The sequence below is a fragment of the Devosia litorisediminis genome, from assembly GCF_018334155.1.
GTDB lineage: Bacteria > Pseudomonadota > Alphaproteobacteria > Rhizobiales > Devosiaceae > Devosia > Devosia litorisediminis.
On record NZ_JAGXTP010000001.1, the window covers coordinates 1,378,792 to 1,391,141 of the forward strand.

Consider the following 12,350-nt stretch of genomic DNA (forward strand, 5'->3'; position numbering starts at 1 on the left):
TCACCTCTTCTTGCGCCCCTTGGGGCCGTAAGACTTAGATGGGCGCTTCTTGGTGCGTCTGACAGATGACGGATTGACGCGTTCGCCTTCCGAAAGCAGTTCGAAGCGCAAGGCGCCGGCAACCGGGGCGGCTTCAAGCAGGCGGACGGTGACGCGATCGCCCAAGGTGAACTTCTCCCCGGTGCGCTCGCCGATCATGGACTGGCGCTCTTCGACATAGCGGTAGAAGTCCTTGCCCAGGGTCGACGCCGGGATGAAGCCGTCGGCGCCAGTCTCGAACAGGCGCACGAACAGGCCCGAACGGGTGACGCCGGAAATGCGGCCCTCAAAGCGTGCGCCAATCTTGGTCGCCAGGAACTGGGCCAGCAGGCGGTCGGCAGTTTCGCGTTCGGCCCGCATGGCCCGGCGCTCGGTCGCCGAGATGTGCTGAGCGATTCCAGGCAGATGCAGCATTTCGCTTTCGCTGAGTCCATCGCTGCCCAGGTTCAGGGCGGCGATCAGCGCGCGGTGCACGATCAGATCGGCATAGCGGCGAATGGGCGAGGTGAAGTGGGCGTAGCGGTCGAGGTTGAGACCGAAATGGCCGTAGTTCTCTGCACTGTATTCTGCCTGCGCCTGGCTGCGCAGCACCATCTCGCTGACCTGCTCGACATTGCCGGCCTTGCGCGACTGGGCGAGGATGCCGTTGAAATCGGCGGCGCGGACGCTGTCGGACTTCTTGACCGCGATATCGAGTGAGCCAAGGAAGTCACGCAGGGCCTGCAGCTTTTCCGAGGATGGCTCGTCGTGCACGCGATAGAGCAGGACAGTCTTCTTCTGTTCCAGCGTCTCAGCGGCCGCGACATTGGCGGCGATCATCATTTCCTCAATGAGGCGATGCGCGTCGAGCCGTTCGGGTACGCGGATGTCGCTGACCATGCCCTTGGCATCGAGCACGATCTTGCGCTCGGGCAGATCGAGGTCGAGGGGGCCGCGATGGTCACGGGCCTTGGACATGGCGGCATAGGCGGCGTAGAGGGGCCGCAGAATGGTGTCGAGCAGCGGGCCGGTCTGGTCATCAGGGTGGCCATCAATGGCTGACTGGGCCTGCTGGTAGCTCAATTTGGCGGCCGAGCGCATCAGGATGCGATGGAAGCTGTGGCTGCGCTTGCGGCCGTCGGCGCCAAAGATCATGCGGACGGCCAGCGCCGCGCGCGGCACGCCCTGTTTCAACGAACACAGTTCGTTGGAAATGCCCTCTGGCAGCATAGGCACCACGCGGTCGGGGAAATAGACCGAATTGCCACGGACATAGGCTTCACGGTCCAGCACCGAACCGGGTTGGACATAGGCGGCGACGTCGGCAATGGCGACGGTGACGATATGGCCATCGGGATTGGCCGGATCGGTGTCGGGCTGGGCATAGACAGCGTCGTCGTGATCCTTGGCGTCGGCGGGATCGATGGTGATCAACGGCACGTCGCGCCAGTCTTCCCGACCCTTGAGAGTAGCTTCCCTGGCCTCTTCTGCCGCGCGGATCACCGATTGGGGGAAGCGATAGGGAATCTCGAGATTGTGGATGGCGATCAGGCTGACCGCCCCTTCGGACATGGGATTGCCGATGACTGCGGTAACCTTGGCGCGCGGAATCATCAGGCGGCCGGAAAGCTTGACCTCGACCTCGACCAGATCGCCGTCTGCCGCATCGCGCAGATCACCCTGCGGGATCCGCATTTCCTTCTGCTTGCGATCAACCGGGATCAGGCGGGCGCCATCATCGTCCATGCGCACAATGCCGATCTGGCCGCGGCGTGGCTTGTCGAGGATCTTCATCGCCTTGGCGGTGTAGACGGGAACCTCGGCGTCACCGGCATCAATGCGGGCCAGAATTCGATCACCGGGTGCCGGGGCGACACGGGCATCGCGACCGCCCAGAACGGAGACGCGGGGCTTTTCGCCTTCTTCCTCGTTCCACTGAGCCGGATAGGCGTGCAGATCGTCGGGGTCAGCGTCGGTGGGGATGTCGAGCACGGTGACGTGGGGCAGGGCAGCGGTGCGGCGGAGCGCCTTGCGGGTGCGGGTGATGACACCCTCGCCCTCAAGTTCAGCCAGCATGGCCTTGAACGGGCGGCGCATGTCGCCACGAATGCCGAACACCTTGGCCAGATCGCGCTTGCCCTTGATGTCGGTCTGCTGCGCCAGAGCCTCAAGCAATTGCTCACGTGTGGGCAGGGCATCAGCCGCTGGTTTGCGCGTGCGTTTGGGACCGGAGAGATTTTTGGGTTTTGAGATTGGAGGCCTGGCCATTTGGTCGTTTCTAAAGAGGTCCCGGATAGATAGGGCAATCTGCGCCGGATTGCCAATTTGCATTGCGAACGCATGGTTGGCGGGATCGTTGCGGATTGCGCGTCGACGAGATGCAGCCCAGTTCAATCGTGTTTGCATCCTGATGCACGCGGCGCGATGATCAGGGGCTGGTTCAACGGCGGGAGGGCCTGACCAGTATCCTATTGCAGGTTCAGGGGAGGATGCCGTGCAGGAACTGACAATGAGTGTGAACTGGATCGCCGTAATTGTGGGGGCAGTGCTGGCCTTCGGTCTTGGCAGCGTGTGGTTTTCGCCGATGATGTTCGGCAAGAGCTGGTCGCGCGGGGTCAAGATGGACGCTGGCGCGCCGACAGGTATGGGGCCCGCGCTGGTGCTGCAGGCGCTGGGTACTTTTGGCTTCGCCTGGGTGGTGGGCATTACCGCAGCTGCCGGCCATTTGCTGACGGTCCTGCTGATCGCGGCCAGTATGGCGTTATTGCAGGCCGGCACGGCGGCGTTTTCCCAGCACGGTCGCGGCGCGGTGCTGGCCGAGGCAGGCTATGTGATCACCATCGCGATCATCATGATCGGGGTGCATGCCGTTCTGTAGCAGGGGGCGCGCATGGCGGGCGGCGCGTCGGCGCACCTGCCGCGCGCCGCGGGTGCTGCCAAGATGGGCGATAGTGTGGGACGCTGCGCACCTGTTGTTGCGATTCCCTTCCTGGATATTTCATGCCTACCATTCCCTTTTTCGACGGCCATAACGATACGCTGCTCAAGCTGCTGGAGGCCGAGGGCGATCCGACACAGCTGTTCATGGATGGCATGGACAAGGCCGATATCGATCTGCCGCGCGCCAGGGCCGCAGGCATGGCGGGTGGGTTCTTCGCGATCTTTCCACCGCCGCTGAAGGGTAATCTGGGGTCTGTGGTGGCTGGTGCGGGCAATAATCGCGGCGGCCTGCCGCCCGAACTGGGACTGGCTGATGCACAAGCGGTGACACTGGGCATGGCGTCGATCCTGATGCGGATCGAGCGCGCCGGTGGCGTGGCCATCTGTCGTGATGCAGCGGCGGTGCGTGCGGCCATCGCGCAGGGCACGCTGGCCAGCGTACTGCACATTGAGGGTGCCGAGGCCATCGATACCGACTTCAGGGCGCTGGACGTGCTCTATGCGGCCGGGTTGCGCTCAATCGGGCTGGTATGGAGCCGGGCCAACGCCTTTGGTACCGGCGTGCCGTTCCGCTATCCGTCTGACGCCGACATTGGCCCCGGGCTCAGCGATGCGGGCAAGGCTTTGGTGCGCGAGTGCAATGACCGGGGGATCATGATCGATCTGTCCCATCTCAATGCCGCCGGGTTCCGTGACGTGGCCGCCATTAGCGACAAGCCGCTGGTGGCCACGCATTCCAATGTGCATGCGATCAGCGCTCATGCCCGCAATCTGGTGGACTGGCAGCTGGCCGCGATTGCCGAGAGCCAGGGCGTTGTGGGGCTGAATTTTGCCACCGGGTTTTTGCGGCCGGACGGCAAGATGCGCGTCGACACCGAGATCGAGGTGATGGTGCGCCATATTGATGCGCTGGTTGAAGCGCTGGGTGAGGATGGTGTGGCGCTGGGTTCGGATTTTGATGGTGCCATGGTGCCAGCGCCGATTGGCGATGTGACCGGGGTGCCCAAGCTGCTGCAGGCGCTGCTCGACAAGGGCTATGGCGAAGCGCTGGTGCGCAAGATCGCGCTGGAGAACTGGTTGAGCATGATCGAGCGCTGCATCGGGTAAAAGCCCTGCCAGCCTCCCCCTGAGCGGGGGAGGCACAGCGCGGTGTGGTTCCCGATGCTGGCCACTGTGCGAGCAGCAGCGCTACGGGGCGCCGTGTCAGCGCCCCATGGTGCCTAGAACGGCACGTCTTCGTCGGAGACGGTCTTTTTGGCCGGCGCTTTTTTGGCAGCAGGTTTCTTTGCTGCGGCTGTTTTGGCTGGGGCCTTCTTGGCTGCCGGCTTTTTGGCGGCTGCCTTTTTGGCCGGCGCCTTCTTGACCTTCTTGCCGGTAGCTTCGGCGCGCGCCGCGATCCACTCGACAGCCTGCTCGAGCGTTACCGCTTCGGGCTGGATGTCCTTGGGGATGGTGGCGTTGATCTTGCCCTGATTGACATAGGGGCCATAGCGTCCGGCGCGGACGGTGATGGGGCCATTGTCGTGCTCGAAGGTCTGGATGGCCGCCACTGTGCCGCCGCGCTTGAAGCCGCCAGCGGCTTTTTGGGCCAGCAGGTCGACGGCGCGGTTGAGGCCGACAGTGAAGACTTCCTCGACATCGGGCAGGTTGGCGTATTTGCCATCGCACAGGATGAACGGGCCATAGCGACCCAGGCCCGCCGTGATGGGCAGACCGGATTCGGGATGCAGGCCGACATCGCGGGGCAGGGAGAGCAGCTTGAGGGCGCTTTCCAGCGTCGTGGCGGCCGCGTCCCAACCCTTGGGAATGGAGCTGCGCTTGGCGTCCTTGCCGCCGGCATCACCGAGCTGGACATAGGGGCCGAAGCGCCCGGTCTTGAGGAAGACCTCCTCGCCGGATTCCGGGTCGATGCCGAGCACGCCGTCACCAGCGGCGGCTTCGGGCGACTGCCCGCTGGCCGCATCGGAGAGCTGCATGGTGTGCTTGCACTCGGGATAGTTCGAGCAACCGATAAAGGCGCCAAACTTGCCCAGCTTGAGCGAGAGCTGACCTTCACCACAGGTGGGGCAGCGACGCGGATCGGAGCCATCTTCCTTGGGTGGGAAGATGCGGCTGGCCAAGGCGTCATTGAGGACGTCGAGCACCTCTGAAACGCGCAGATCCTTGATCTCGGTGGTGGCGGCGGTGAAATCCTTCCAGAAGTCACGCAGCACCTGCTTGTATTCCAGGTGGCCGGCCGAGATTTCGTCGAGCTGTTCCTCGAGGCCGGCGGTGAAGCCGTATTCGACATAGCGATTGAAGAAGTTCTCGAGGAAGGCGGTGACGATGCGGCCGCGATCTTCGGGGTGCAGCGCCTTGCCCTCAAGCCGGACATAGTCGCGGTCCTTGAGCGTGGTCAGCGTGGCCGCATAGGTGGAAGGACGGCCAATGCCGAGCTCTTCCATCTTCTTGATCAGGCTCGCTTCGGTATAGCGGCTGGGCGGCTGGGTGAAGTGCTGCTCGATGTCCACAGCCTGCAGGTCGGGCTTGTCACCCACTGCCAGTGGTGGCAGTTCGCGGCTATCCTCGTCTTCGGTGTCCTCGTCAGATTTGACCTCGACACCATAGAGCTTGAGGAAGCCGGGGAAGCTGACGACCGACCCGACGGCGCGCAGTTCGACAGCGCGGCCGGGCACGTTGACGGCGATATCGACCGTGGTGCGATCGATCTCGGCCGATTTCATCTGGCTGGCCAGGGTGCGGCGCCAGATCAGGCCGTAAAGCTTGGCCTGGTCGGCATCAAGGCTGAGGTTTTCGGGCCGCTTGAACATGTCGGTGGGCCGGATGGCCTCATGGGCCTCCTGGGCATTTTTCGCCTTGGTCTGGTAGATGCGGGCCTTTTCGGGCAGGTATTCCTCGCCAAAATACTTGCCGATGACCGAGCGGGCCATGGCGATGCCCTCGGGGGCCATCTGGACCGCGTCGGTACGCATATAGGTGATCAGACCGTCTTCGTAGAGCCGCTGGGCAATCTGCATGGTGCGGCTGGGCGACAGGCTGAGGCGCGATGAGGCGTCCTGCTGCAGGCTCGATGTGGTGAACGGCGCATAGGGATTGCGCTTGGTCGGTTTCTTGTCGACGGCTGAGACGTTGAACTGGCCAGCCTCGATGAGCTTTTTGAGTTCAGCGGCATTCTCGCCGTTCTGGATGGCGAGCTTGTCGGTCTTTTTGCCATCAACCGAGAGCAGGCGCGCCAGAAAGCTCTTGCCGGCCTGGGCCAGCTTGGCTTCGACGGACCAATACTCATCGGGCTTGAACTTTTCGATCTCGGATTCGCGGTCAGAGACCAGACGCAGGGCAACCGATTGCACGCGGCCGGCCGAACGGGAGCCGGGCAGCTTGCGCCAGAGGATGGGCGAGAGCGTAAAGCCCACCAGGTAATCGAGGGCGCGGCGGGCCAGATAGGCATCGACCAGTGGCATGTCGATTTCGCGCGGCACCTGCATGGCCGCCAGAATGGCGTCTTTGGTGATGGCGTTGAACAGCACGCGGCGGACGGTGACGTCCTTCTTGATGGCCTTTTTCTGCCGCAGGACATCGAGCACGTGCCAGGAAATGGCTTCGCCTTCGCGATCCGGGTCAGTCGCCAGGATCAGTTCGTCGGCGCCCTTGAGCGCGTTGGCGATATCGGCGATGCGCTTCTTGGAGGCCGTGTCGACCTCCCAGGACATGGCGAAATCTTCGTCCGGACGCACCGACCCGTCCTTGGCCGGCAAATCGCGGACATGGCCGAAGGAGGCCAGGACATGATAGTCCGAACCCAGATATTTGTTGATTGTCTTGGCTTTAGCCGGACTTTCAACGACAACGACCTTCATGACGAACCTGTTCCGCAACCGCTTTAAGAGAAGTGGCGCAACATGGTGAACCCTCGATGGACTGTCAACGGGCTGTAATTGGCTGGCCCGCGCCTCCCCTTCGGGGAGAGATATCTTGCATGGATAGCCGGACGGGTGCAGACTTGGGTTGTGCGCAGTTCTGCGCTCGACCCATTTCCATTGTGACCGACATCGTTGTGGCTGCGCCGTTCGCGCCGCTTTTGGTTGTCCGTCGGGTCGATTCATGAGGAGATTTGATTATGGAATACCGCAAACTCGGTAATAGCGGTGCCGTTGTGTCGGCCTATGCGCTGGGCACGATGACCTTTGGCGCGGAGTCCGACGAGGCCACCTCGTTTCAGCTGATGGATGATTATGTCGCCGCTGGCGGCAATTTCATCGATACCGCCAATGTGTATAGCGCCGGCGTTTCGGAGGAAATCGTCGGACGCTGGCTCAAGAGCAAGCCAGGCGTGCTGCGTGATCTGGTGATCACCACCAAGGGGCGTTTTCCCATGGGGCAGGGGCCAAACCATCTCGGCCTGTCGCGCAAGAATCTCAATGAAGCGCTGGATGCCTCGCTCAAGCGGCTCGGTGTCGAGCATATCGATCTCTACCAGATGCACGCCTGGGACGCGCTGACGCCAATCGAGGAAACGCTGCGCTTTCTCGATGACGCGATCGGTAACGGCAAGATTGCCTATTATGGCTTTTCCAACTTCCTGGGCTGGCAGATGACCAAGGCGGTGTGGACGGCCAAGGCCAATGGCTTTGCGCCGCCGGTAACGCTGCAGCCACAATATAATCTGCTGGTGCGCGACATCGAGCATGAGGTGGTGCCCGCCGCGCTCGATGCCAATATCGGTCTTCTGCCGTGGTCGCCACTGGGTGGTGGCTGGCTGAGCGGCAAGTACAAGCGCGACCAGATGCCGACCGGGGCAACGCGGCTGGGTGAAAATCCCAAGCGTGGCATGGAGGCGTTCGAGAAGCGCAACTCCAATCTGATGACCTGGGAGGTGATTGGCGCGGTTGAGGACATCGCCAAGGCACGCGGCGCCAGCATGGCGCAGGTGGCACTGGCCTGGGTCTGTGCCCGTCCGGCGGTGACGTCGGTGATTCTGGGGGCGCGCACCACCGCGCAGCTCAAGGATAATCTGGGTGCTGCCGATCTGGTGCTGAGCAGCGATGAGATGGCCACGCTGACCGCGGCAAGCCAGCCGGAAATGAGTGACTATCCTTATGGGACCGGCGGCATTGATCAGCGCCATCGCAAGATTGGCGGCGGTCGCTAAAGGTCTGATTGGGAGGGGGCACCCCTCCCATCTTCCCCTGGATGAAGGAGGGCACCGCGTGGTCGGGGCTGGATCTGCTAGTCCCGCAAGGCCACCAACTGGCCGCTCGACCATTCGATCTGGCCGGCCAGGTCGAGTTCGAGCAGCAGCATCTGCATAGTGGCGGCCGATATGCCGACCTGTCGGACCAGTTCATCGACATCGATCGGGGTGACGCTGAGAGCAGCGAGCAGACGGGTCTTGTCGTCGTCGCTGGGCGGCGGAGCATCGGGGACGCTGTCGGGCTCCCAATCGCGGTCGAACAGGGCATTGCGCGACGGGTCGGCGCTGCCCAGGGTTTCGAGTATATCAGCGGCGCCCGTGATCAGTTTGGCGCCTTGCTGGATCAGCGCATTGCCACCTTCAGCGCGGGGATCGAGTGGCGAGCCGGGAACGGCGAAGACGTCGCGGTTTTGCTCGAGCGCCAGCCGGGCAGTGATCAATGAACCACTGCGCTTGGCCGCTTCAACCACGACCACACCCAGCGATAACCCCGAAACCAGACGGTTACGCCTTGGGAAGTCGCGGGCGCGTGGCTCCCAGCCCAGCGGCATTTCAGTGAGCAGAGCGCCGCCATTGTCGAGAATGTCGTGGGCCAGCGGGATGTTCTCGGTGGGGTAGATCTTGTCGAAACCACCGGCAAGGACGGCGATGGTGCCGCTGAGCAGCGTTGCCTTGTGCGCCGCTGCATCGATGCCGCGGGCCAGACCCGAAACAATGGTATAGCCCGCTTCGCCCAGATCCGTCGCCAGCAGGCGGGTCATCTTGACCCCGGCCGCCGAGGCATTGCGCGCCCCGACAATGCCCACCGTGCGGCGCCAGTCGAGATTGGGGCCACTGGCCATGGTGATCAGCGGCGGTGCGGCCGGGATATAGTGGAGCAGGGATGGATAATCGGCATCGCTGCTGGTGACGAGGCGGGCGCCGTAACGTGACAGACCGGCGATCTCATCTTCAGCTTCGGACTGGCTGGTAATACGGACCGGTCTGCCGGTGCGGCGCGTCAGGGACGGCAGGGCCTCAAGGGCGGCCTGTGCCGAGCCGAAGCGGTTGAGCAATCGGCGGAAGGTGGCCGGGCCAATGTTTTCGGTACGTAGCAGTCGCAACCAGGCAAGGCGCGTGACCGGATCAAGTGCAGCAACACCCTGATCCGGCGGCACGGGTCAGGCCTTCTTTTTCTCAGAGCCGATCCTGGGCTCGGTACCCGCAATCAGCCGAGCAATGTTTTCGCGGTGCTGGAAGAACAGCAGCAGGGCCATCACGGCCGCAGCACCGGCCAGGTATTCGTTGACCACGACATAGGCAAAGATTGGCGCCGTGGCTCCTGCTGTCAGGGCAGCCAGAGACGAGAATTTCCGCGCCACCGCGATGAACAGCCAGACCGCGCAGAAGATCAGGCCGACAGGCCAGCTCAGCGCCAGCAGTGAACCAATGAAGACGGCGACGCCCTTGCCGCCCTTGAAGTTGAGCCAGACGGGAAAGCAATGGCCCAGAAAGGCGCCAATGCCCGCGATCATGGCTGCTTCTTCGCCCCACAGGCCGCGCGCAAGCAGAACGGGCACGGCGGCCTTGGAGGCGTCGAGCACCAAAGTGGCAAAAGCGATCCAGCGATTGCCGGTGCGCAGCACATTAGTGGCGCCGATATTGCCCGAGCCGATGTCGCGAATGTCGCCCAGCCCGGCCGAACGAGTGAGCAGCAGACCAAAGGGAATGGAGCCAAACAGATAGCCCAGAACGACAGCATAGAGCAGCGAGAGAACGTCAATCGACATCGGGGCTTGGTATCCTTTGTGGCGTTTAGGCGCGAAAATACCCCCCTCCCAACCTCTCCCGCAAGGGGGGCGGTGCAGTTGGGTGGGGATGACGGACCGGTGGTCGTTGGTGTTTGGGGCTAGTCGATGTGGGTGTGGACGGTCTCGCCAGCGACGATAGTGCGCATGACCTTGCCCGCCAGACGCGCGCCTTCGAAGCTGGTATTGCGCGACTTGGAGCGGATGTCGGTCTCGCTGACCTGCCAGGGATAATCGAGATCGAACAGGATCAGATCGGCGGGTGCGCCCTTGGCAATGCGGCCTGATGGCAGACCCAGAATGTCAGCGGGGCGGCTGGTCATGGCGCGCAGTACGGTCAGCAGGTCGACATCGCCGGAATGAACCAGACGCAGGGCTGCAGCCAGCAGGGTCTCAAGGCCAATGGCCCCGTCGGAGGCTTCGGCGAAAGGCTGGCGCTTGACCTCGGTATCCTGGGGATCGTGATCGGAATGGATGGTGTCGATGGTGCCGTCGCGCAGGGCCTGGATCATGGCCTGGCGATCATCTTCTGAGCGCAGCGGCGTGGAGAGTTTGAAGAAGGTGCGATAGCGGCCAATGTCGTTTTCGTTGAGCGCCAGATTGTTGATCGAGATGCCAGCCGTAACGGCTCTGTTACGCTTCTTGGCCGCTGCCACCAGCTCGACCGCGGCCGCGCAGGAGATCTGGGCGGCGTGGTACTTGACGCCCGTCAGTGCGGCCAGTTGCAGATCGCGGGCCAGCGGGATCGTCTCGGCTTCGCGCGGAATACCCTTCAGCCCCAGAATGGTGGCGAACAGGCCCTCGTTCATCACGCCGGTACCGGTCAGATCGGTGTCGGAGACGTGGTGGACGAATGTCAGACCGTAATTTGCGGCGTAGCTCATGGCCGTGCGCAGCATGGAGGGCGACTGGATGGAATGGCGACCATCGGTGAGGCAGACCGCACCGGCTTCCTTGAGCAGGCCATATTCGGTCATCTCGGTGCCGTTGAGACCCTTGGTGATGGCGCCTGCAGGCAGCACATTGACCTTTGAAGTGGCCCTGGCGCGGCGGATCAGGAAGTCAACCAGCGCGCCATCATCCACCACGGGCGTGGTATCGGGCATCATCACGAAGCTGGTAATGCCCCCGGCTGCAGCGGCTTCGCCAGCCGATTGCAGGGTTTCGCGATACTCCTTGCCCGGCTCGCCCGTGAAGACGCGCATGTCGATCAGGCCGGGCGCCAGTACCAGACCCTTGGCATTGATCACCTCGGCACCGTCTGGAACGCCAATAGGCGCGCCGATGGCAAGTTCGGCAATGATGCCATCTTCGATCAGCACGGCGCCAAGATGATCGGTGCCGGTGGCCGGATCGACGATGCGGGCGTTCTCGATGAGTGTGGCGCGGGTCATGACGCGTCTCCCGACGACAGCAGGGCATCGAGCACGGCCATGCGCACGGCGACACCCATTTCCACCTGATCAGTGATGACGGAAGCCGGACCGTCGGCAATGGCGGGATCAATCTCGACGCCGCGGTTCATCGGACCGGGATGCATGACGATGGCGTCGGGTTTGGCATAGCCGAGCTTTTCGGCATCGAGCCCATAGAAATGGTAATATTCGCGGACCGAGGGGATCATGCGGCCCTGGGCGCGTTCGTGCTGCAGGCGCAGCATCATGACAACGTCGGCGCCAGCCAGACCCTCGCGCATGTCGGTGAAAACCTCGGTAGCGAGGTTTTCGATGCCGGCGGGCAGCAGGTTGCGCGGAGCAATGACGCGGGTGCGCACATTGAGCGCGCCAAGCAAAAGCAGGTTTGAGCGCACCACGCGCGAATTGGCAATATCGCCACAGATGGCGACGGTCAGGCCCGAAATGCGGCCCTTGTGATTGCGGATGGTCAGGGCATCAAGCAGCGCCTGGGTGGGGTGCTCATGGGCCCCGTCACCGGCATTGATGACGGCGCAGCCAACCTTCTGGCTCAGCAGTTCGACCGCCCCGGCCGCCGAATGGCGCACGACGATAACGTCGGGACGCATGGCGTTGAGCGTGGCTGCGGTATCGATCAGGGTTTCGCCCTTGGAGACCGAGCTGGTCTTGACCGACATGTTCATGACCAGGGCGCCGAGGCGTTTGCCGGCGATCTCGAAGGAGGCCTGGGTGCGCGTGGAGGGCTCGAAAAACAGGTTGATCTGGGTCTTGCCCGAGAGCGTGGGGTGGGTTTTCCGTTCCTGGCGGGAAATCGGCACCATGGCTTCGGCGCGATCGAGCAGCTGAATGATCTCATGCTGCTGCAGATCGGCTATCGAGAGCAGATGGCGCTGACTGAAAGGAGGAAAATCACCGGTGGCACCGGCGGATGAATTCGAGGCTGTGCTGGCGCGAGCTTGGGCCATGCGCTCCCATTCCCTATGATTTGCAGCGGTCTAG

The 12,350-nt window shown here is 63.0% G+C and carries 9 protein-coding genes; 3 read left to right on the forward strand and 6 right to left on the reverse strand.

Annotation, left to right across the window (positions count from 1 at the left end):
- Positions 1-2,286, reverse strand: a complete 2,286-nt coding sequence (gene rnr, locus KD146_RS06630; protein ID WP_212657922.1) for a ribonuclease R — start codon at positions 2,284-2,286, stop codon at positions 1-3.
- 226 nt (positions 2,287-2,512) lie between these two features.
- On the opposite strand from rnr, the gene KD146_RS06635 reads away from it, so the two are divergent.
- Positions 2,513-2,896: a DUF1761 domain-containing protein gene (locus KD146_RS06635; protein ID WP_212657923.1), complete on the forward strand. Its 384-nt coding sequence runs from the start codon at positions 2,513-2,515 to the stop codon at positions 2,894-2,896.
- Between the two features lie 122 nt (positions 2,897-3,018).
- Positions 3,019-4,065, forward strand: coding sequence for a dipeptidase (locus KD146_RS06640; RefSeq protein ID WP_212657924.1), 1,047 nt, complete (start codon positions 3,019-3,021; stop codon positions 4,063-4,065).
- Between the two features lie 113 nt (positions 4,066-4,178).
- Here the strand turns inward: KD146_RS06640 and topA are convergent, their stop codons facing one another.
- Positions 4,179-6,815, reverse strand: coding sequence for a type I DNA topoisomerase (topA, locus tag KD146_RS06645; RefSeq protein ID WP_212657925.1), 2,637 nt, complete (start codon positions 6,813-6,815; stop codon positions 4,179-4,181).
- A gap of 260 nt (positions 6,816-7,075) precedes the next feature.
- Here topA and KD146_RS06650 point away from each other — a divergent pair, with 260 nt between their 5' ends.
- Positions 7,076-8,107 (forward strand): aldo/keto reductase, encoded by a 1,032-nt coding sequence (locus tag KD146_RS06650; protein WP_212657926.1) that lies wholly within the window; start codon positions 7,076-7,078, stop codon positions 8,105-8,107.
- A 77-nt stretch (positions 8,108-8,184) separates the two neighbouring features.
- Here KD146_RS06650 and dprA read toward each other — a convergent pair whose 3' ends face one another.
- The 4 genes from dprA to KD146_RS06670 all read right to left on the reverse strand — a co-directional run bounded on the left by dprA (position 8,185) and on the right by KD146_RS06670 (position 12,316).
- Positions 8,185-9,306, reverse strand: coding sequence for a DNA-processing protein DprA (gene dprA / locus KD146_RS06655; RefSeq protein WP_212657927.1), 1,122 nt, complete (start codon positions 9,304-9,306; stop codon positions 8,185-8,187).
- Between the two features lie 3 nt (positions 9,307-9,309).
- Positions 9,310-9,918 (reverse strand): glycerol-3-phosphate 1-O-acyltransferase PlsY, encoded by a 609-nt coding sequence (gene plsY, locus KD146_RS06660; RefSeq protein ID WP_212657928.1) that lies wholly within the window; start codon positions 9,916-9,918, stop codon positions 9,310-9,312.
- Positions 9,919-10,037: 119 nt separating this feature from the next.
- A complete protein-coding gene (pyrC, locus tag KD146_RS06665; RefSeq protein ID WP_212657929.1) occupies positions 10,038-11,330 on the reverse strand; it encodes a dihydroorotase in 1,293 nt (430 codons plus the stop codon).
- Positions 11,327-12,316, reverse strand: a complete 990-nt coding sequence (locus KD146_RS06670) for an aspartate carbamoyltransferase catalytic subunit (protein WP_212657930.1) — start codon at positions 12,314-12,316, stop codon at positions 11,327-11,329. Before KD146_RS06670 ends, pyrC begins: the two co-directional genes overlap by 4 nt.
- Positions 12,317-12,350: the final 34 nt, after the last annotated feature.

Excerpts from the sequence above, each read along its gene's own strand:
- rnr (WP_212657922.1), bottom strand. The coding sequence starts at position 2,286 with ATGGCCAGGCCTCCAATCTCAAAACCCAAAAATCTCTCCGGTCCCAAA.
- KD146_RS06640 (WP_212657924.1), top strand. The coding sequence starts at position 3,019 with ATGCCTACCATTCCCTTTTTCGACGGCCATAACGATACGCTGCTCAAG.
- topA (WP_212657925.1), bottom strand. The coding sequence starts at position 6,815 with ATGAAGGTCGTTGTCGTTGAAAGTCCGGCTAAAGCCAAGACAATCAAC.
- KD146_RS06650 (WP_212657926.1), top strand. The coding sequence starts at position 7,076 with ATGGAATACCGCAAACTCGGTAATAGCGGTGCCGTTGTGTCGGCCTAT.
- plsY (WP_212657928.1), bottom strand. The coding sequence starts at position 9,918 with ATGTCGATTGACGTTCTCTCGCTGCTCTATGCTGTCGTTCTGGGCTAT.
- pyrC (WP_212657929.1), bottom strand. The coding sequence starts at position 11,330 with ATGACCCGCGCCACACTCATCGAGAACGCCCGCATCGTCGATCCGGCC.
- KD146_RS06670 (WP_212657930.1), bottom strand. The coding sequence starts at position 12,316 with ATGGCCCAAGCTCGCGCCAGCACAGCCTCGAATTCATCCGCCGGTGCC.